The organism is Streptomyces sp. NPDC004542, from assembly GCF_040610035.1.
GTDB lineage: Bacteria > Actinomycetota > Actinomycetes > Streptomycetales > Streptomycetaceae > Streptomyces.
The window spans coordinates 1-19,228 of record NZ_JBEXLP010000046.1; the positions used below are offsets into that span (position 1 = coordinate 1).

Consider the following 19,228-nt stretch of genomic DNA (forward strand, 5'->3'; position numbering starts at 1 on the left):
GCCTCCCCGACCCGCCGCACGGCGGCGACCCGCGCGTCCGCCCCGGCAGCGTCGCCGTCCGCGGGGGCGGGGCCCGCGCCGGTGGGGGACTCGGTTCGGGAGCCGTGGGGTTGCCGCTCGTCCGGCGCCGGTGTGGGGGCCGCGGTCCGGAGCCCGGCGTCGGGGGCCGGTGTTTCGGTGTGGGGGGTGGCGGTTTCCGCACCGCCGTCCGGTGATCCGGCACCGGCGGCGGATCCGGCGTCCCCGACCCGCCGCACGGCGGCGACCCGCGCGTCCGCGCCGGTAGCGTCGCCGTCCGCGGGGGCGGGGCCCGCGTCCTCGGCGGTGGGTTCCGTGGCGGCTTCGGCGGACTCCGCCGGGGGAGTGGACTCGGTTGCTCGACCAGGAATTCCGGCCCGCGGGGCGGGGGATGTCTCACCGGCGGGGGGGAGCTCGTCCCCGTCCACCTCGGACACGGAGTCGTCGTTCGTGCGCGGGGACATGCCCTCTCCTGGGTCGCCTGGTCGTTACGGGAATGCGTGGGCGGCGCGGCCCGCGCCGTGGGGGAATGGTTACGCGGGCCGCGCCAGTCGGTGGGGGTGGGACGTGGGTCAGTACGGGCGCTGGATGCGCCGGCGCCACCACGCCACGGCCGCGCCGATCAGCAGGATTCCGGCCGCGCCCGAGGCCGCCGACCCGGCGATCAGGACCTTGTTGTCGGTCGCGCCGCCGGAGCCCGCCGGCTGGAGCGCGTCACCGAGCTGGCTGCGGACGTCGGCACCGCTGGTCGTGCCCTTGGCGAGCTTGCCGCGCGAACCGGGGGTCGGCTCGGCCACGTACGGGAAGTACTTCTCGAACTTCTTGTCGTTCTTGTCGACCGCGTCGCCCAGATCGTTCTTGGCGCCGCCCAGTTCGCCCTCCATGACCTGGAGCGCCTCGTCGATCACGTCGTCGGTGAGACGACGGCCGTTCGGGAATCCGGCGGTGTCACCGTCGAGCACACCGAGCCGCTTGGGGTGCATGGCGGGCTTGATCGAGGTGTTGAGGCGCAGCTGCTCCGAAGGCTTGACGTTCGGCGGCTGGTTGAGGCCCTTGACGCCCTTCAGGAACACCTCGACCAGGTCGTTGCGGGGCTCGCTCGGTGCCTTGATCTTGTAGATCGACTCGATCAGCTTCGGCAGCTCCGGGTTGGTGACGTTCTTCAGGAACTGCGCGTCGTACGCCGGCGTGGACGCGTTGAACTTGTCCTTGTCCTTCAGCGGGTTGACGACCTCGTTCACCAGCGGGTTGCCCAGGCGTGAGACCTGGGAGTAGTAGCCCTGCGCGTTCCTGCGCTGGGTGGTCGACCAGATCCCGACGACCGGCTGCTTGTGCGACTCGCGGATCATGTCGTTGGGCACCTGGAGGGCGATCGTGTTGACGTTGTAGCCCTTGAGCGTGTCCCGGCCGACCTCGCTGAGGTTCCCGCCGTACAGCAGGTCGAAGACCCGCAGGTCCAGGAAGAACGGGTCGTCCGCCTGCCCTGCGAAGGTCTGCGCTCCGCTCGCCGCCTTGTAGATCGCCTGCGAGCGCAGCTTCGCGTAGTCGGGCATCGACGCCTTGCCGACGTTCGACGGGGCCACCGGGACGTTGTTCGCGAGCCTCGTCTTGTACACCTGCTTGCCGTACTTCGACTTGATCAGGTCGATGTCGTACGTCTGCGTGACGTTGAGGTCGGGGTCGTTCAGGCTGTCGACCACGCCCGTGTTGTAGAGGAAGGTGTTCTCGTTCTTCCGGTGGGTCTTGAAGGTGTAGCGGAACAGCAGGTCGTCCTGCGCGTCACCGTTGTTGTCGATGTGCAGGTCGTACTGGGCGTCGTCCGCGAACGTGAAGAAGTTCGGGCCGCCGGCCGGATCCTCCATCGGGATCCAGTTCGCCACGATCGTCGTCGTGTCCGGCTTGTCCGGGCTGACGAACGCGTACACGTCCGTGTTGTCGTACTGCGGGGTCCCCGAGATCAACGGGGCCTCCCGGTGGCTGGAGGCGGAGGCCGCCCCGGGTTCCAGCGTGGCGACGCCGGCGGCTGCGAGCCCTCCGGCGGCCAGCGCACCACATACGAGGGTGACCAGGCCCTTGCGTCCCGCACCGCTCCTGGAAAAGTGAGGTGTCATGCCGTCCGTCCTCAGTCCCAACTTGCTTGACGGACGGGTATACGGAGCGGACGGCGGGCCCGGATTGGTCTCGGAGAAAAAATCTTTTTCGAGTTCGTGACCCGCGTTTTCGGCCCCTGGATCCGTAAGCCCTGCTGGAGGTGTGTTCGTTGGGCAGGGCGGGTGCGACAGGAGTCGGTGTGGCGGGATGGGGCCGGTGCGGCCGCGGAGAGGGGGACCGGGTGGAGGCGGACCAACTCCTGGTGCGCGTGGCGGGCGGTGACCAGAAGGCGTTCGAGCAGTTGTACGGCATGGTGTCCGGGCCGGTGTACGGGCTCGTGCGCCGCGTGCTGCGCGATCCCTCCCAGTCGGAGGAGGTGGCCCAGGAAGTGCTGCTCGAACTCTGGCGCTCGGCCGCCCGGTTCGACCCCGCCCGGGGCAGCGCCCTGTCCTGGGTGCTCACCCTCGCCCACCGCCGCGCCGTCGACCGTGTGCGCAGCGTCCGCGCCGCCGGCGAACGGGAGCAGCGCGAGGCGCTGCGTGCCGACGGACCCGCCTTCGACCACGTCTCCGAGGAGGTCGAGGCGGGCCTGGAGCGCGAGTGGGTGCGGCGCTGCCTGAAGCGCCTCACCACCCTGCAACGGCAGTCCGTGACCCTCGCCTATTACGACGGGTACACCTACCGTGAGGTGGCCGAACGGCTGTCGCTGCCGCTGGGCACGGTCAAGACGCGGATGCGCGACGGGCTCACCCGGTTGCGCCAGTGCCTGGGAGGTGTCGCATGAGCCTGCTCGACCGGCTCATCGGCCGCGGGGACCTGCACTCGCTCGCCGCCCCCTACGCCCTGGACGCCCTGGAACCCGCCGAGCGCGTCCGCTTCGAGAAGCACCTGAGGACCTGCGAACGCTGCACCACCGAGGTACGGGCACTGGCCGAGGACGCCGTGCGCCTGGCCTGGTCGGCCGCCGCCCCGCCGCCCGCCGCGATGCGCGACCGGGTGCTGGCGGCGGTCCGGGCCACTCCCCAGGACCCGGCCCCGGCCCCGGCCCGGGAACGCGCACCGCAACTCCCGCCGCACGTCTGGGGTGCCCAGCCGCCGCCGGCCCGCACCCGTGCGCCCCGCCCGCGCCCCCTCTTCGTCCCGTTCGCCACGGCCACGGCCGCCGCCGCGCTGGTCGTCGCCGGGCTCTTCGCGGTCCAGGCCGACCGGACCCGGGACCAGCTCGACGCCGCGCGGGCCCAGTCACGTGACATCGCCCACGTTCTCTCCGCCTCCGACGCCCGCGCGACCAGCGGCAAGGACCCGCAGGGACGAACCATCGGAGTGATCGCCTCCGCATCCGAGGGCCGGGCCGTCGTCACGCTCAGCGGATACGGTGCTCCGCCCAGCGGACAGGTGCGCCAGCTCTGGCTGATGCGCCCCGGTGTGCAACCGCGCTCCCTCGGGCTCTTCGAGGGCGACACGCCCTTGGTCGCGACCGGTCTCGGCACATCGGCGACGTCACTCGCCGTAACCGTGGAACCCGATGGAGGCTCAGCACAGCCAACTACGCAGCCAATTGCCCAACTCGCGTTGAAATCGGTCGGATTCGGAGAGTAATCATCAACAGCCTTACGGGGTAGGTGAATCCTGCGACCGAGATACACGCATGCCTCGTCGGGGCGATAGGGTTACCCTGCCCGGGCCGGGTGGACTCGTACGGGTGGGGAGTGACATGGAGCAGATAACAGTGCGCAGCAGGGCGCGAGTCCCTGCCATCACCTGCGGGAGCAGCGCGACCAGTTCGCGCCTGGACCGCCATCTGTCGGTGCTGGCGGGCCCCGCCATACCGCAGCGGGAGACGGTCGAGGCGACCTCGCTGATGCGTGAGCTGACCGCACGTGAACCCGCGCACGAGCGCAGCGGCAGGGGCGCCCGGGTCCGCCGGGTCTCGCTCTTCGCCCCCCTGCGCCGACTGCGTCGCTCGCTGTTCGGCGGCAACAAGCACTGAACCCGGTCCGCGCTCAGGCCACCACACCGTCCCGGCGCAACGCTGCGATCTCGTCGTCCGTCATCCCCGCGGCACGCAGCGGCGCACCGGTGTGCGGCCCGAGCGCGGCCACGTCACCCGTCCGAGTCTCGTCCCCGCCCGGCACGGTGACCGGCGGCAGCAGTGCCCGCACCGGCCCGACCGGCGACCCCACCTCCCGCCACCGCTCCCGGGCCGCCGCCCGCGGATGCTCCCCGTCCTCCCGCAAGTCCCCCAGCCGGGCGCAGGCGATGCCTGCCCCCTCCAGGCGCGCCGGCGCCCCGTCGGCCGTCAGCGCGCCCGGCGTCTCGGCGACCGGCTCGTCGGTACGTTCCCGGCTCGCCACCCGCGCCGGGTTCGTCGCGTACCCGGGATCCGCGCCCGACCCGGGCTGCCCGAGGACCTGCTCGGCCGGCACCCCGTCCGCTTCGTCAGCCGGGCGCGGAGCGGCGGACCGCGAGCGGTGCGAAGACGGCGATCAGCGGGGCGTACCACGCCCGTGCCCCCGCGACCGGATGTGCCACCGGCCATGCCGCCCCCTCGGGCGCGGACGCGTCGCCGACCAGGTCGCGCAGCGCCGTGGGCGCGGCGCTGATCGGGTTCCGCTCGGCGAGCCCGCGCGGCTGTCCCCGGTCTACGGTTTCGGCCCCCACGCCCTGCGCCACATCGAGCACTGCCTGGCCTGCCTGGACCCGCCGCGGGCCGGCTCCGGCACGGAGACCGAGCCACTCGCGATGCTGAACGGCGTCGTGACGCACGCGGCCCGCCGCGCCTGCCTGGGCGGTCGGATCGCCTCCGGCGCGTGTCCGCGCAGGGCGGCGGCCTTCACGGCGGACCCGGGCCCGATCGACCTGGAGGCGGTGTTCCGGCGGGCGCTGGAACGGGTCCTGGACATCTTCGGCCCGGACCGGGCCGGCCGCTGAGCCGTAGGCTAGAGCAGCGTGAACTGGCCCTCCGGGCCCTCCTCCTGGTGGTCGAGGACGGAGGCGGGGCGGCGGGACCGCTCCGGGGCCGGGAGTACGCCCGCCTCGCCGAGGTCGGTGGCCGTGACCGGGGCTGTCGGCTCCAGCTCTTCCTGCCGGGGCTTCAGTTCGGCCAGGAGCGCGAGCACCGTGATCAGTTCCAGCAGCTCCGATGTCCAGGTCTGCGGCCAGGAGCCGGGGCGCACCGCGGCGAGGGTGCCGGGCTCGGCGGGGGCGGTGCGGGTGGCGAACCACTGCTCCAGGACGCGGACCCCGGCCACCTCGAAGTCCCACGCCTCCGGCGGCACCGGCGCGATGCGGCCCTCGTCGAGGCGCAGGGTCTCCTCGTCGCGGTCGTAGTCGAGGGTGAGCGGCAGGGCGGGCAGGGGCGCGCGGACGTAGGGGCGGCGCCCGCCGGGGAGCTTGGGGCGTTCGCCGTCGCGGCGCATCAGCCACAGCATGCGGTGGCCCAGCCGCACGCCCCGTGCCCAGAGTCCGGCGTCGGCGGTGAGCGGGACGGTGAGGTCCGGGCGGGTCGTGGCCAGGATCCAGGCGAGCACGTCCACCGGGGCCGGGGACAGGCCGAGCCGGGCGGCGAGGAAGGCCGACAGACCCGGCGCGAGGTTGGGCTCCTCGCCCCCCGGGCGCCGGTACAGCGGGCGGACGCGGCCGGGGCGCAGAAGGGGCAGCCGGGAGGTGGCCAGGAGGGGCGAGCCCAGGGAGGGGGTGTCGCCGGGCGTCTCCACCGTGAACACCTGATGCTCGTCGGCCACCCGCCACAGCTCGGGGCGGGCCGTGTCCAGCAGGCGGTGGTCGGGGATCAGCCACTGCTCGTCGAAGGGGGCCGCGAGCACCCGCACCGGCTCCGGGCAGGGCCCCGAGGCCCGCACCAGCTTCTCCGTACCGCTGGACCGGCCGGGCAACTGCCCCACCGCCGAGTGCAGCGTCCGCGAACGCGTCGGCTCGAACAGAGCCTCCCGGTCCGGGCCTTCGGCCTTCAGCAGGGCGTCCCAGCGGGCTTTCAGGGAGCGCGGATCGGGTGCCGTCGGCCAGGCGCGGCCCAGCCGCAGCGGTGCGACGGACCACGGCATGAGGTCCGCCAGAAGCGGAGCGTCGTCGTGCGTCACGCTGGGCATGGTACGACCTGCCGGCGCGTGGCGGGTCAGGTGGCGTCCAGGGTCACCGTGAAGGAGAAGCGGTCGCCCCGGTAGTGGATGACCGCCACGTCGAGGACCCGGCCCTCGGCGTCGTACGTGATGCCCGTGTAGTGCAGGATCGGGCTGAGCAGCGGGACCCGGAGCAGCCGCGCGGTGTCCGGATCGGCCAGCCTGGCCTCCACGGTGTCCGTGATGCGGCTGATGCCGGCCCCGACGACGTCCCGCAGCACCTTGGTCATCGGCCAGCGCGTCAGGTCGTCAGGGGCGATGCGCTCGGCCAGTTCGGGACGGACGTGGTTGCGGGCGTGGTTCGTCGGCTCACCCGTCTTCTCGTCGCTGCGCAGCCGGTGGTACGTCGCCACCTCGGCCAGATCCGGGAAGAACTCGGCGAGTTCGGCCGGCACGGGCGTCCTGCCGTGCTCCAGCAGCTCGGTCGTCATGCCGGACTGCTGGGCCACGATGGCGTCCACCGAGCCCAGCAGCCGTACGGGAGCGCCCCGTACGGCGTCGGGCTCGATGAACGTGCCGCGCCTGCGGTGCCGGGTGATCAGCCCCTCGTCCTCCAGCTCCTTCAGCGCCTGCCGCATGGTCAGCACGCTCACGCCGTAGTGCTCCGCGAGTTGTTCCTCGGTGGGCAGCCGCAGCGGGTCCCGGGGCGAGCGGCCGAGTATCGAGGCGCGCAGCGACTGCGACACCTGGTACCAGAGCGGCAGCTTGCGGTTCAGGACGATGGAGTCGGGGGCGAAGGAGGTCACGGGCCATCCGTACCGGTGGGGGATCTTCAGTGCAAGGGGCGGAAGTGCCGCTCGAGGCCCTGCCACACGTCGTCGTAGCCCTGCTGGAGGTGGTCCGCGCGCTCCGCGTGGGGCGTGAGCGTCACCGGCCAGCGCGTCTCGAACATGAACGCGAGCCCGTCGTCGACCTTCTGCGGCTTCAGCTCGGCCGCGCTCGCCCGCTCGAAGGTCTCCCGGTCCGGGCCGTGCGCCGACATCATGTTGTGCAGCGAGCCGCCGCCCGGCACGAACCCCCCTTCCCCGGCTGTCTTGGCGTCGTAGGCGCCCTCGATCAGGCCCATGTACTCGCTCATCACGTTCCGGTGGAAGTACGGCGGCCGGAAGGTGTCCTCGCCCACCAGCCAGCGCGGCGCGAAGACCACGAAGTCGACGCCCGCGAGGCCGGGGGTGTCCGAGGGCGACGTCAGCACCGTGAAGACCGACGGATCGGGGTGGTCGTAGGAGATCGTGCCGATGACGTTGAAGCGCCGCAGGTCGTAGACGTACGGCACATGGGTGCCGTGCCAGGCGACCACGTCGAGGGGCGAGTGGTCGTACGTCGCCGACCAGAGGTTGCCGCAGAACTTGGTCACCACCTCCACCGGGCCCTCGACGTCCTCGTACGCGGCCACCGGCGCCCGGAAGTCCCTGGGGTTCGCGAGCCCGTTGGCCCCGATGGGGCCGAGGTCGGGCAGCCGGAAGGGGGCGCCGTAGTTCTCGCACACATACCCCCGGGCGGAGCCGTCGAGCAGCTCCACCCGGAAGCGCACCCCCCGCGGCACCAGCGCCACATGTCCCGGCTCCGCGTGCAGCAGTCCGAACTCCGTGCGCAGCAGCAGCCCGCCACGCTCCGGCACGATCAGCAGCTCCCCGTCGGCGTTGCCGAGGACGCGGTCCATCGAGCGGTTGGCGTGATAGAGGTGCACGGCCATGCCGGCGCGCTGGGTCGCGTCGCCGTTGCCGCCCAGCGTCCACAGACCGGCGAGGAAGTCCGTCCCGGCCGGCGGCTCGGGCAGCGGGTTCCAGCGCAGCCGGTTCGGGTCCGGCACGGTCTCGGTGAAGGGGGCCGTGCGCAGTGCGCCGTCAAAGACGCGGACGAAGGACGGGTGGGCGGCCGAGGGGCGGATCCGGTACAGCCAGGAGCGGCGGTTGTGCGCCCTGGGTTCGGTGAACGCCGAGCCGCTGAGCTGCTCCGCGTACAGGCCGAGCGGTGCGCGCTGTGGCGAGTTGCGGCCCTCGGGCAGTGCGCCGGGCACCGCTTCCGAAGCGTGCTCGTTGCCGAATCCGGACAGATAGGCCAGTGCCTCCGCGGTCTTCCGCGCGTCCCCGCTCATGATCGCTCCCTTGCGAACCTGATTCCTATGCAACACCGTAGGATTGCGTTTTCCCGGGCGCAAGGGGGGCCCGGTGTCCTCCTCCTCGGGTCCTACGGGAGAGGTAGGGCCGGAACCAGACTTCAGAAGGATCCGCCGCCCCGGTGCGGTGTCCTACAGTCCCGGGCATGACGTGGAAGCGGGGGCTGCTCGCCGCGTTCGTCGTCTGTGTCCCGCTGGTGCTCGGACCGGCGGGATGCGGCACGAGCGACGCGAACGAGGGGAAGGACGGGGAGTCGCCGTTACCGGTGGGCAGACTCCTCGACGAGACGGACCGGGAAGGACGGCACTACCGTGAGGTCGGCAAGGACGGGGCACCCGGTGTCGGTATCGAGGTGACGCCGGACGCCGGCGGCGGCTGGAAGGTCCGGCTGACCCTCCGCCGCTTCCGCTTCTCCGCGCCGGACGCGAAGACGGAGGTGGTCGCCGGGCGCGGGCTGGCCTACCTCTTCGTCGACGGCGGCCGGGTCGCCCGGCTGCGTACCCCCGGCTGCCGGCTCGCCGCCCGTCTCGTCCCGCACGGCACCCACCACGTCACCGCCCGCCTGTACGCCGACGACGGCACGGTGTGGGCGGTGCGCGGCAAGCCGGTGGAGAGCACGGCCGACATCACGGCGTCCGGGACGGAGCCGGGCCCGCGGTCCCCGGCGGCACAGAGCCCCGGGAGCGTCACCAGCACCACGCTCAGGGTGGGATGACCGGGCGAGATGAGTGCATCAGCCATCGTTCTCCGTACCAGGGGGCAAGGTTCACCGGAGTCCGGCGGGAAGGCATCATGAAGCCCGTGCCCCACGATGCGACATCGCTGCGCCGCGCGCCCGTGCAGCGGCGCAGCGCCGAACGGCTGACCAGGATTCTCGACGCCTGCGCCGACCTCCTCGACGAGGTCGGCTACGACGCGCTGAGCACCCGGGCCGTGGCACTGCGCGCCGGCGTGCCCATCGGCTCCGTCTACCGCTTCTTCGGCAACAAGCGGCAGATGGCCGACGCGCTCGCCCAGCGCAACCTCGAGCGGTACTCCGAGCGGGTCACCGAGCGCCTGAAGGACGCGCGGCCGGGGGACTGGCGGGCGGCGATGGACGCCGTCCTGGACGAGTACCTGGCCATGAAGCGCACCGCGCCCGGCTTCTCCCTGGTCGACTTCGGCAACCAGATACCGGTCGGGGCCCGGCACGCGGAGCCCAACCACCGCGTCGCCGACCGCCTCACCGTTCTCCTCTCCGGCTACCTCGGCCGCGAGCCCGACGAGGACCTCAGCCGCACCTTCCTGGTCGCCGTGGAAGCCTCCGACACCCTGGTCCAGCTCGCCTTCCGCGTGCACCCGGACGGCGACGAGGCGATCATCCGGGAGACGCGGGAGCTGCTGAGGGCCTATCTGGGACGGGTACTGGACTGAGGCGGCGCCGGTTGCCGGGACTCCGGGCCGCACCCCGCCCACGTGGTCCCCGCGCACTCACCCCCCTCCCCGTCGTGCGTACCGGTCGGTATGCTCGGCCGAGCCGAGGCGCCAGTGCCGCCGCCAGCCCACCGGGAGGACCCGTGTCCCGCACCGCCCTGCGAATCTGCCCCCTGTGCGAGGCCACCTGCGGCCTCACGCTCACCATCGACGGGACCCGGGTCACCGGCGCCCGGGGCGACCGCGACGACGTGTTCAGCAAGGGCTTCATCTGCCCCAAGGGCGCCTCCTTCGGCGCCGTCGACGGCGACCCGGACCGGCTGCGCACACCCCTGGTCCGCAGGGACGGCGAGCTGCGCGAGGCGAGCTGGGAGGAGGCCTTCGACGCCGTCGCCGCGGGGATCCGCCCCGTCGTCGAGCGGTACGGGGCGGACTCCGTCGGCGTGGTCCTCGGCAACCCCAACGTGCACACCATGGCCGGCGGCCTCTATCCGCCCGTCCTGGTCGGCGCGCTGCGCACCCGCAGCCTGTTCACCGCCTCCACGGTCGACCAGATGCCCAAGCACGTCTCCAGCGGACTGCTGTTCGGCGACGCGAACGCGATCCCCGTGCCGGACCTCGACCGCACCGACCACCTGCTGCTCATCGGCGCCAACCCGCTGGAGTCCAACGGCAGTCTGTGCACCGCCCCCGACTTCCCCGGCAGGCTCAAGGCGCTCAAGGCACGCGGCGGCACGCTCACCGTCATCGACCCGCGCCGCACCCGCACCGCCCAGCTCGCCGACCGGCACATCGGGATCCGCCCCGGCGCCGACGCCCTGCTGCTGGCGGCGATGGCGCACGTCCTCTTCGAAGAGGGCCTCGTCGACCTGGGAGACCTGGCCCCGCACGTGACAGGGGTCGGTGAACTCGCCGAAGCGCTGAGGGACTTCACCCCCGACGCCGTGGCCGGCGCCTGCGACGTGCCGGCCGCGGACATCCGTACCCTCGCCCGCGAACTGGCCGCCGCCCCCACCGCCGCCGTCTACGGCCGCATCGGCAGCTGCACCGTCCCGCACGGCACCCTCGCCAGCTGGCTCGTGGACGTCCTCAACATCCTCACCGGCAACCTGGACCGCCCCGGTGGTGCCCTCTTCCCGCAGGCGGCGACGGACAGGACCCCCCGCCCCGCCGGACCCGGCCGCGGGTTCGCGCTCGGCCGCTGGCACTCCCGGGTGAGCCGGCACCCCGAGGCGAAGGGCGAGTTGCCGCTCTCCGCGCTAGCCGAGGAGATCGACACCGTCACCGAGGAGGGCGAGCCGGTCCGCGCCCTCATAGCCGTCGCCGCCAACCCCGTGCTGTCCGCCCCGGACGGCGACCGGCTCGACAAGGCCCTGGACTCCCTGGACTTCATGGTCAGCGTCGACCCCTACCTGAACGAGACCTCGCGCCACGCCCACGTCGTCCTGCCGCCGCCCCCGCCCGCGCAGAGCCCGCACCACGACTTCGCCTTCAACACCCTCGCCGTACGCAACCAGGTCCGCTACACCCGCCCCGCCGTCCCCCTGGAACCCGGCCGGATGGCCGAGACCGAGATCCTGGCCCGGCTGGTCCTCGCCGTGACCGGCATGCACGGCGCCGACCCGGCGGCCGTGGACGCCATGGTGATCGACCAGACCCTCGGCAAGGCCGTCCAGGACCTCCACTCCCCGGTGCACGGCCGCGACCCGGAGGAACTCGCCGCACAGCTCGGCGGAGACACCGGCCCCGAGCGCCGGCTGGACATGATGCTGCGCCTCGGCCCCTACGGCGACGGCTTCGGCGCTCGGCCGGACGGGCTGAACCTGACCGCACTCCTCGCCCGCCCGCACGGCATCGACCTCGGCCCGCTGCGCCCCCGTCTGCCGCAGCCGCTGAAGACCAGGAGCGGCAAGGCCGAGCTGCTGCCCCGGCCCATCGCGGACGACCTGCCCCGCCTGCGCGAGGCCCTGCGCGAGCGCGCCGACGGGCTCGTCCTGGTCGGCCGCCGCCATCTGCGGTCCAACAACAGCTGGATGCACAACGTGCCGGCCCTCACCGGCGGCACCAACCGCTGCACCCTGCACATCCACCCCGAGGACGCCGAACGCCTCGGCGTGCGGGACGGGGCGCCGGTCCGCGTCAAGGGCGCCGGGGGCGAGGTGACCGCCCCCGGCGAGGTCACCGACAGCGTCCGCCCGGGCGTGGTGAGCCTGCCGCACGGCTGGGGCCACGACCGCCCCGGCACCCGGCTGCGCCACGCCGCCGCCGACCCCGGCGTCAACGTCAACCAGCTCCTCGACGGCAGCCTGCTCGATCCGCTGTCGGGCAACGCGGTGCTCAACGGCGTGCCCGTGGCCGTCAGCGCCCTCACCGCCGTCCCCGCACCGCTGTGACCTGGAATTTTGCGCTTATTGCTCGCACGTCAACGTCTTGTTAACGCTGCGTGAACGGACCTAACGTCAACGGACCGCCTGCCCGGTGGGATGTTCAAGGGCGAACGTTAGGTATCCACTCATGCTGACCATCCTCGGCTTCGCCATGATCGCGACCTTCCTGGTCCTGATCATGCTGAAGAAGATGTCGCCGATCGCGGCGCTCGTGCTGATTCCCGCGCTGTTCTGCGTGTTCGTCGGCAAGGGCGCCAAGCTCGGCGACTACGTCCTCGACGGCGTCACCGGCCTCGCCCCCACCGCGGCGATGCTGATGTTCGCGATCGTCTACTTCGGTGTGATGATCGACGTCGGCCTCTTCGACCCGATCGTCCGGGGGATCCTCAGGTTCTGCAGGGCCGACCCGCTGCGGATCGTCATCGGCACCGCCCTCCTCGCCGCGATCGTGTCGCTGGACGGCGACGGCTCGACCACCTTCATGATCACCGTTTCGGCGATGTACCCGCTGTACAAGCGCCTGAGGATGAGCCTGGTCGTGATGACCGGTGTGGCCGCCATGGCCAACGGCGTGATGAACACGCTGCCCTGGGGCGGCCCGACCGCCCGCGCCGCGACCGCGCTGAAGCTCGACGCCAGTGACATCTTCGTGCCGATGATCCCGGCCCTCGCCGTGGGCCTGCTGTTCGTCTTCGCCCTCGCCTACGTCCTCGGCCGCCGCGAGCGCAAGCGGCTCGGCGTGCTGACGCTGGACCAGGTGCTGGTGGAGGAGCCGGAGACGGAGACCGTCCTGGTGGGTGCCGGTGCCGGTGCCGGTGCGGGTGCGGGTGCCGGTTCTGGTTCCGGCAAGGGCGACGGCAGGGCCCCCGTGCGCACCGGTGGCGCGGGCTCCGGCACCGACGCGGACGCCCCCGAGGACGAGGGCGACGGTGTGCGGGGCCTCGACCCGGCCCGGGCGACCCTGCGGCCCAGGCTGTACTGGTTCAACGCCCTGCTCACGGTCGCCCTGCTCACGGCCATGATCATGGAGTGGCTGCCGATCCCGGTGCTGTTCCTGCTCGGCGCGGCCCTGGCGCTCACCGTCAACTTCCCGCACATGCCCGACCAGAAAGCCCGCCTCGGCGCGCACGCCGAGAACGTCCTCAACGTCTCCGGCATGGTCTTCGCCGCCGCCGTCTTCACCGGCGTCCTCCAGGGCACCGGCATGGTCGACCACATGGCCGAGTGGCTGGTGGACAACGTCCCCGACGGCATGGGCCCGCACATGGCCCTCGTCACCGGCGTACTGAGCATCCCGCTCACGTACTTCATGTCCAACGACGGCTTCTACTTCGGCATCCTCCCGGTGCTCGCCGAGGCGGGCCACGCGCACGGCGTCTCCTCCCTGGAGATCGCCCGTGCCTCCCTGGTCGGCCAGCCGCTGCACATGTCCAGCCCGCTCGTCCCGGCCGTCTACGTCCTGGTCGGCATGGCGAAGGTGGAGTTCGGCGACCACACGCGGTTCGTGGTCAAGTGGGCGGCGCTCACCTCGCTGGTGGTACTCGGCGCGGGAATCCTGTTCGGCATCGTCTGATCCCCCGTCCTCCCCCAGGGAGGAAACGTCCATGGCGCCCGGTGGGAACCGCGGCTGGCTGCTCCGCCTCGTCCTCGCCTTCGGCTTCGCGCAGGGGGCGGTGTCGATGGCCCGGCCCGCCGTCTCCTACCGGGCCCTCGCGCTGGGCGCCGACGAGCGGGCGGTCGGTGTGATCGCGGGCGGCTACGCCCTGCTGCCGCTCTTCGCGGCCGTACCGCTCGGCCGCCGCACCGACCACGGGCGCTGCGCGCCCCTGCTGCCCGCGGGGTCCGGGGGCCCCGGAGGCCGCGCCGGAGCGGGCCGGGCCGGGCGTGCGGGAGGGCCGTACGGGGCCCGCGCTGCGCCGTTCGGGAGAATCCTGACGGCGCGTCGGGTGTCGCTGCCGCGGGGCCCGGGGTGGATGTGAAAGAGAGTCAGATGAAAGGTCGATTTGTATGAAAATCGTCTGACTTGGAGGAGTACCCATGCCCACCTTGACACTCCCACCCGCCGTCGGCGCCCGGCTCGGCGCCGGGGCCCTCGCCGTCCTCACCGCGGCGGGAGCCACCTGGCTGGCGGCGCCGAGCGCCACGGCCCAAGGGGAGGCGGGTGACATCAGGATCCACCGGGTGGGCGTGCCCTACGGCGTCTCGAAGGACGACCCCGTGGTCTGCCGGTTCTACCTCGACGCCGTCAACTTCGATTCGCTGGGGAGCATCAACTACGAGATCACGGCCCACCCGCCCCTGCCCAACAGCGCCACCGTGACGGGCACCATCGCCCTCGGTCCCAACTCCGGCGCCGGGCACACGGACCCGATGGGGCTGGCCGACGGGCAGTACACGCTCACGTGGACGGTGGGCGACGTCACCCCTACCCCTACCCCCGCCCCCACTCCCACGACCAAGGCGAAGGTGTTCCGCGTCGACTGCCACGGCAGGCAGGACCGCGGACAGGCGGGGGCGCCGGGGACCGGCGCCGGTGACCCGGGCAACCGGCAGGGCCAGGCTCAGGACCCGGGGGTCCTGGGGAACCAGGCGGGCCAGGGACAGCAGGAGGACCCGGGCCGGATCGAGGACCGTGGTGGCGACGCCGGAGCCGTCGGGAACCAGGATGACGGTCCGAGGGGCGGCGTCCACGCCGGCGGCGGCGGTCTCGTCGACACGACCCAGGCCTACACTCCGCTGACCGCGGCAGCGGCCGTGGGACTGGTCGTGGTCTGCGCAGCCGTGTACCTCCGGCTGATTCGCCGGCGCGCCCATGGTGCCGCGTAGGCGCGGACGCAGGCCCTGGCACCGGAGCCGTGCCTACCGCCTTGCCAGGACGGCCGTGCTCGTGACCGTCCTGGTGACGGTGGTCCGGTGCGGGCACGACATGCCGCACGGGGGAGCGGCGCGGGCCGGGCACGCCGCGGCGGCCCGCCCCGTGCCGCCGCCCCGGCCGCTGCCCCGTTCCCCGGCGACCACCCTGCGCGTCCCCTCCGTGGACGTCGACGCACCCGTCGTCGGGGTGCGGCTCGACTCCGCGCACCAGTTGCGGACACCACCGCTCGACAAGCCGCAACTCGTCGGCTGGTACCAGGACGGGCCCACCCCCGGTGAGACGGGCACCGCCATCGCCGTCGGCCACCGCGACAGCCGGACCGGACCCGCGGTCTTCGCCGCGCTCGCGCAAGTGCCCCGGGGCAGCCGTATCGAGGCCGGCCGCGCCGACGGCCGTACCGCCGTCTACACCGTGGACCGGGTCCGGGTCTTCGACAGGGACGACTTCCCCGACAAGGAGGTGTACGGTCCGAGCCGCCGCCCCGAACTGCGGATCCTCACCTGCGGCGGCCTCTACAACCGAAGAACGGGCTACACCAGCAACGTGGTCGTCTTCGCCCACCTGACCGCCACCCGCTGACCGGCGGTCGCGCGGGGGCGGCTGGTTCCTCGCCCCCGCCGCCCCCGCCCTTCCCGTCCCGAGGGGCTCCGCCCCTTCACCCCCGCCGGGGGCCCCGCCCCCCTGCACCCCCCGGTGGGGCTCCAGCGGGCGCCCCTCGGTGGCTGTTCGTCGGTTCGTCGCCGTCGCTCGGCGGGGCGCCGTGGTGTCTGTCCCGGGTGCGACGGTGGCGCCGCGGTGGAAGGCGGTCGTGCCGTACGCCCGGCCACCCGTGACCGGGGGCGCCGGCCCGCCGGGGGGCTCCTGACGTACCGGCCCGGTGAGAAAGGGACCGCGCTGAACCGGCGCGTCCGCTTTCTCGGCAGGCGGACCGGCCCGCCCGATCCCGGCCGATCTCTTCCCCCCGCCGCGCACATTCCGTTAACTTCCGTGACTCACAAGCCTCTTACGACCGCACGAGGCATCGGATTCGCCCCCGGGGACATGCCATGACACGCGCCATCTCCCTGCACGACGTGAGCAAGACCTATACGCGAGGCGTCCGCGTGGTGGACCGGCTGTCGCTGGACATCACGCCGGGGGAGTTCCTCGTGCTGCTCGGGCCGTCCGGCTGTGGCAAGTCCACCGTGCTGCGGATGATCGCCGGTCTGGAGGAGATCGACGAGGGCGAGCTGCTGCTCGACGGCGAGTACGCCAACGACCTCCCTCCGTCCGGCCGGGACATCGCGATGGTCTTCCAGAACTTCGCGCTCTACCCGAACATGACGAGCCGCGACAACATCGGCTTCCCGCTGCGCATCGAGACCCCCGGCGCGGACCCCCGTACCCGCGTGGACGCCACCGCCCGCATGCTCGGCATAGAGGACCTCCTCGACCGCTTCCCCAGCCAGCTCTCCGGCGGCGAACGCCAGCGCGTCGCCATGGGCCGGGCCATCGCCCGTCACCCCTCCGCCTTCCTGATGGACGAGCCCCTGTCCAACCTCGACGCCAAGCTGCGCAACCACCTGCGCGCCGAGATCTCCCAGCTCACCCGCGAGCTGGGCGTCACCACCGTGTACGTCACGCACGACCAGGGCGAGGCCATGTCGCTCGGTGACCGGGTCGCCGTCCTGCGCGGCGGCCTGCTCCAGCAGGTCGGCACCCCGCGCGAGGTGTACGCACTGCCGCGCAACGTCTTCGTCGCCGCCTTCATCGGCACCCCCCGTATCAACCTCATACGCGGCCTGGTCCGCGCCCCGCTGGACGGCGCGATGACCATCAGCCTCGGCAAGCAGGCCCTGCCCCTGCCCGAACCGCTCTCCCAGGACCACCGCCTGCTGCGCGTGCAGCAGGGCCGGGAGGTGATCGTGGGCCTGCGCTCGGAGGCCGTCCGCATCGCCAAGCACCAGGCCGCCCGTCCCGGGGAGGTGCCGATCACCGGCCTGGTGCGGCACGTGGAGTTCCAGGGGCACGAGATGCTCGTCCACTTCGACACCGGCTCACGGCCCGCGGTCGTACCGGAGCTGGAGGCCCCGCGCCCGGTCGCCCGCCCCTCCCGGCGCCGCCGCAGGGACGGCACCGGCGTCCTGGACCGGCTGCGGGAACGGGCGAGCTCGCTGCGCGCCGGACCGGTGGTGGTCCTGGAGCACCCGGCCTATGCCGACGCCGCCGCCACCGACGCCGACCCCGGCCCCGAGCCGCCGGAGGGCCGGCTGCCCGGCGACCTGGTCGTGCGCACCGCCCCCGACCTCCAGCTCCGGCACGGCATGCAGATCCCGCTGCTCGTCGACCTCGCCCACCTCTTCGTCTTCGACCAGCACGGCGACCGGATCTGCCCGTCGCCCGCGCGCCTGCCGGACCTGGAAGGGTGAGCCCCGGAAGGGCGCGCCGGCGCGCGAAAACCATCGCCGCTGGTTCGTGAGGCGTGCGCCGGCCGGTACGCCGGCCCACGCGCCGGACGACACGCCCCGCCGGGAGGAAGCACATGAAGCCACATGACGGCCTCTACATCGACGGCGCCTGGCGCTCCGCCGCCGTCGACGACCTGATCGAGGTCGTGAACCCGGCCGACGAGCAGGTCATCGGGCAGGTTCCGGCGGCCTTCGCCGAGGACGTCGACACCGCCGTACGGGCCGCCCGTGCCGCCCTCCCCGGCTGGGCCGCGACACCCCCGGCCGAGCGGTCCGCCCGCCTGGCCGCGCTGCGGGACGTGCTCGTGGCCCGCCGGGAGGAGATCGCCGCGACGATCACCGCGGAACTGGGCTCGCCCCTGAAACTGTCGCAGGCCGTGCACGCCGCCGTGCCGATCGCTGTCGCGGGCTCGTACGCGGAGCCGGCCGCCACCCACCCCGTCGAGGAGAAGGTCGGCAACTCCACCGTCCACCTGGAACCGCTCGGCGTGGTCGGCGCGATCACCCCCTGGAACCACCCCCTGCACCAGATCGTCGCCAAGGCCGCCCCGGCCCTGGCCGCGGGCTGCACGAACTGCGACCCCGCCCGGGACCTGCCGGTGCTCGCCGAGCACGTACGGGCGGGCCGCCTGGACCTCGGCGCGCTGGTCACCGAGCGGATCGCCCTGGACGGCATCCCGGCCGCCTCGGACAACATCCCGGCGGGCAAGGGCGGCCGGGCGCTGGTGGTGTTCTGAGCGGTGCGGTGTCCCCAGGCGGTGCGGTGGTCCGGCCGGTGCGGTGGTCCGGGCGGTCAGGACACCCGCTCGGGTCGCTGCTCCGGCTCGGCGGCAGCGGCCCGGGACGCCCGCGCCCGGGACCGGGACACCGCCACACCCGCCAGGCACAGCACCCCGCCCGCCAGCGTCAGCGGCCCCGGCACCTCGCCGAGCGCCAGCCAGGACATCAGCACGACCAGCGCGGGCACCGCGTACGTGGTCGCCCCCATGCGGCTCGCGGTCGTCCGGGCGAGGGCGTACGCCCACGTGGTGAAGGCCAGCGCGGTCGGGAAGACACCCAGGTAGACCATGTTCAGCGTGGCCCCGACCGGGGCGTCGGCCGCGTCGTGCACCAGCTGCCCGGCGAACGGCAGGCAGAGCGCGGCCCCGACGAGACACCCCCACGTCGTCACCTGCAGCGCGCTCGCCCGGGCCAGGGCGGGTTTCTGGGCGACCACCCCGGAGGCGTACGCGACCGCCGCGAGGAGGCACAGCGCCACCCCGAGCAGCGAGGAACCGCCCCCGCCGGACATCGACAGCCCCACGGTCACCGCGCCGGCGAACGACACCGCCATCCCCGCCAGCAGCCGCGGCGGCATCGGATCACCGAGCAGCCGCGTGCCGAGCAGGGCGATCAGCAGCGGGCCGATGTTCACGACCAGGGCCGCGGTACCCGCGTCGACCTGCTGCTCACCCCAGTTGAGGACCACCATGTAGCAGCCGAACCAGAGCAGTCCGGATATCGCGACACCGCGCCAGGCCGACCTCGGCGGCACCCCCTCGCGCCGGACGAGACAGATCAGCCCGAGCGCCAGCGCTCCGGACAGCAGCCGTCCGAGCGCCAGCGCGCCCGGCGAGTACGCGGCACCCGCGCTGCGGATCGACACGAAGGCGGAGGCCCACAGCACGACGCTGACGGCGGCCGCGCCGGCGGCGAGCACCTCGGGGCGGCGGGCGGTCGGGGACGGGGCGGGGTGCATCAT

General features: G+C 73.1%; 15 protein-coding genes and 6 pseudogenes. 13 read left to right on the forward strand and 8 right to left on the reverse strand.

Going from position 1 to position 19,228, the window contains the following annotated elements; all coding sequences use genetic code 11:
- A pseudogene (locus ABZX30_RS23605) lies at positions 1–482 on the reverse strand (hypothetical protein); the annotation flags it as partial.
- A 108-nt stretch (positions 483–590) separates the two neighbouring features.
- On the reverse strand, positions 591–2,129 hold the full coding sequence (locus ABZX30_RS23610; RefSeq protein ID WP_355936502.1) for a DUF4331 domain-containing protein: 1,539 nt from the start codon (positions 2,127–2,129) through the stop codon (positions 591–593).
- 221 nt (positions 2,130–2,350) lie between these two features.
- On the opposite strand from ABZX30_RS23610, the gene ABZX30_RS23615 reads away from it, so the two are divergent.
- From ABZX30_RS23615 to ABZX30_RS23625, 3 genes are all read left to right on the forward strand, one after another.
- The gene (locus ABZX30_RS23615; RefSeq protein WP_355936620.1) at positions 2,351–2,893 is read left to right on the forward strand and encodes a sigma-70 family RNA polymerase sigma factor; all 543 of its coding nucleotides are present in this window, start codon (positions 2,351–2,353) and stop codon (positions 2,891–2,893) included.
- Positions 2,890–3,708 carry an anti-sigma factor gene (locus ABZX30_RS23620; protein ID WP_355936505.1) on the forward strand — a complete coding sequence of 273 codons (819 nt, stop codon included), beginning with the start codon at positions 2,890–2,892 and terminating at the stop codon, positions 3,706–3,708. Before ABZX30_RS23615 ends, ABZX30_RS23620 begins: the two co-directional genes overlap by 4 nt.
- A 115-nt stretch (positions 3,709–3,823) precedes the next feature.
- A complete protein-coding gene (locus tag ABZX30_RS23625) occupies positions 3,824–4,099 on the forward strand; it encodes a hypothetical protein (protein ID WP_355936508.1) in 276 nt (91 codons plus the stop codon).
- Between the two features lie 13 nt (positions 4,100–4,112).
- Here ABZX30_RS23625 and ABZX30_RS23630 read toward each other — a convergent pair.
- A pseudogene (locus ABZX30_RS23630) lies at positions 4,113–4,529 on the reverse strand (CoA transferase); the annotation flags it as partial.
- A gap of 19 nt (positions 4,530–4,548) precedes the next feature.
- Positions 4,549–4,737 (reverse strand): annotated as a pseudogene (locus ABZX30_RS23635) (ABC transporter permease); the annotation flags it as partial.
- A gap of 3 nt (positions 4,738–4,740) precedes the next feature.
- Here ABZX30_RS23635 and ABZX30_RS23640 point away from each other — a divergent pair.
- Positions 4,741–5,040 (forward strand): annotated as a pseudogene (locus ABZX30_RS23640) (TetR/AcrR family transcriptional regulator); the annotation flags it as partial.
- Positions 5,041–5,048: 8 nt separating this feature from the next.
- Here ABZX30_RS23640 and ABZX30_RS23645 read toward each other — a convergent pair.
- Genes ABZX30_RS23645 through hmgA form a run of 3 tightly spaced genes read right to left on the reverse strand, consistent with a single transcriptional unit; the run spans position 5,049 to position 8,343 of the window.
- On the reverse strand, positions 5,049–6,215 hold the full coding sequence (locus ABZX30_RS23645) for a type ISP restriction/modification enzyme (RefSeq protein WP_355936510.1): 1,167 nt from the start codon (positions 6,213–6,215) through the stop codon (positions 5,049–5,051).
- A gap of 26 nt (positions 6,216–6,241) precedes the next feature.
- Positions 6,242–6,991, reverse strand: a complete 750-nt coding sequence (locus ABZX30_RS23650) for a GntR family transcriptional regulator (RefSeq protein ID WP_355936513.1) — start codon at positions 6,989–6,991, stop codon at positions 6,242–6,244.
- A 26-nt stretch (positions 6,992–7,017) separates the two neighbouring features.
- Complete coding sequence (gene hmgA / locus ABZX30_RS23655; protein ID WP_355936515.1) at positions 7,018–8,343, reverse strand: homogentisate 1,2-dioxygenase; 1,326 nt, start codon at positions 8,341–8,343, stop codon at positions 7,018–7,020.
- 167 nt (positions 8,344–8,510) lie between these two features.
- Between hmgA and ABZX30_RS23660 the strand changes: the two genes are divergently transcribed.
- The 9 genes and pseudogenes from ABZX30_RS23660 to ABZX30_RS23700 all read left to right on the forward strand — a co-directional run.
- On the forward strand, positions 8,511–9,080 hold the full coding sequence (locus tag ABZX30_RS23660) for a hypothetical protein (protein WP_355936518.1): 570 nt from the start codon (positions 8,511–8,513) through the stop codon (positions 9,078–9,080).
- A gap of 77 nt (positions 9,081–9,157) precedes the next feature.
- Positions 9,158–9,778 (forward strand): TetR/AcrR family transcriptional regulator, encoded by a 621-nt coding sequence (locus ABZX30_RS23665; protein WP_355936521.1) that lies wholly within the window; start codon positions 9,158–9,160, stop codon positions 9,776–9,778.
- A 143-nt stretch (positions 9,779–9,921) separates the two neighbouring features.
- Entirely contained in the window at positions 9,922–12,171 is a 2,250-nt protein-coding gene (locus ABZX30_RS23670; protein WP_355936523.1) for a molybdopterin oxidoreductase family protein, read from the forward strand.
- A 121-nt stretch (positions 12,172–12,292) separates the two neighbouring features.
- A complete protein-coding gene (locus tag ABZX30_RS23675; protein WP_355936526.1) occupies positions 12,293–13,738 on the forward strand; it encodes a citrate:proton symporter in 1,446 nt (481 codons plus the stop codon).
- Positions 13,739–13,769: 31 nt separating this feature from the next.
- Positions 13,770–14,000: pseudogene (locus ABZX30_RS23680) on the forward strand (MFS transporter); the annotation flags it as partial.
- Between the two features lie 202 nt (positions 14,001–14,202).
- Complete coding sequence (locus tag ABZX30_RS23685) at positions 14,203–14,991, forward strand: hypothetical protein (RefSeq protein WP_355936529.1); 789 nt, start codon at positions 14,203–14,205, stop codon at positions 14,989–14,991.
- Positions 14,978–15,619, forward strand: a complete 642-nt coding sequence (locus ABZX30_RS23690) for a class F sortase (protein ID WP_355936532.1) — start codon at positions 14,978–14,980, stop codon at positions 15,617–15,619. Before ABZX30_RS23685 ends, ABZX30_RS23690 begins: the two co-directional genes overlap by 14 nt.
- 467 nt (positions 15,620–16,086) lie before the next feature.
- Positions 16,087–17,448 (forward strand): ABC transporter ATP-binding protein, encoded by a 1,362-nt coding sequence (locus ABZX30_RS23695; protein ID WP_355936534.1) that lies wholly within the window; start codon positions 16,087–16,089, stop codon positions 17,446–17,448.
- A gap of 113 nt (positions 17,449–17,561) precedes the next feature.
- A pseudogene (locus ABZX30_RS23700) lies at positions 17,562–18,095 on the forward strand (aldehyde dehydrogenase family protein); the annotation flags it as partial.
- A gap of 185 nt (positions 18,096–18,280) precedes the next feature.
- On the opposite strand, the gene ABZX30_RS23705 reads toward ABZX30_RS23700, so the two are convergent.
- Positions 18,281–19,228, reverse strand: coding sequence for a DMT family transporter (locus tag ABZX30_RS23705; protein WP_355936537.1), 948 nt, complete (start codon positions 19,226–19,228; stop codon positions 18,281–18,283).

What these genes read in the sequence shown, in the direction of transcription:
- hmgA (WP_355936515.1), bottom strand. Translation starts at nt 8,343, where the DNA reads ATGAGCGGGGACGCGCGGAAGACCGCGGAGGCACTGGCCTATCTGTCC.
- ABZX30_RS23690 (WP_355936532.1), top strand. Translation starts at nt 14,978, where the DNA reads ATGGTGCCGCGTAGGCGCGGACGCAGGCCCTGGCACCGGAGCCGTGCC.
- ABZX30_RS23645 (WP_355936510.1), bottom strand. Translation starts at nt 6,215, where the DNA reads ATGCCCAGCGTGACGCACGACGACGCTCCGCTTCTGGCGGACCTCATG.
- ABZX30_RS23660 (WP_355936518.1), top strand. Translation starts at nt 8,511, where the DNA reads ATGACGTGGAAGCGGGGGCTGCTCGCCGCGTTCGTCGTCTGTGTCCCG.
- ABZX30_RS23665 (WP_355936521.1), top strand. Translation starts at nt 9,158, where the DNA reads ATGAAGCCCGTGCCCCACGATGCGACATCGCTGCGCCGCGCGCCCGTG.
- ABZX30_RS23625 (WP_355936508.1), top strand. Translation starts at nt 3,824, where the DNA reads ATGGAGCAGATAACAGTGCGCAGCAGGGCGCGAGTCCCTGCCATCACC.
- ABZX30_RS23610 (WP_355936502.1), bottom strand. Translation starts at nt 2,129, where the DNA reads ATGACACCTCACTTTTCCAGGAGCGGTGCGGGACGCAAGGGCCTGGTC.
- ABZX30_RS23685 (WP_355936529.1), top strand. Translation starts at nt 14,203, where the DNA reads ATGCCCACCTTGACACTCCCACCCGCCGTCGGCGCCCGGCTCGGCGCC.
- ABZX30_RS23620 (WP_355936505.1), top strand. Translation starts at nt 2,890, where the DNA reads ATGAGCCTGCTCGACCGGCTCATCGGCCGCGGGGACCTGCACTCGCTC.
- ABZX30_RS23705 (WP_355936537.1), bottom strand. Translation starts at nt 19,228, where the DNA reads ATGATGCACCCCGCCCCGTCCCCGACCGCCCGCCGCCCCGAGGTGCTC.
- ABZX30_RS23675 (WP_355936526.1), top strand. Translation starts at nt 12,293, where the DNA reads ATGCTGACCATCCTCGGCTTCGCCATGATCGCGACCTTCCTGGTCCTG.
- ABZX30_RS23695 (WP_355936534.1), top strand. Translation starts at nt 16,087, where the DNA reads ATGACACGCGCCATCTCCCTGCACGACGTGAGCAAGACCTATACGCGA.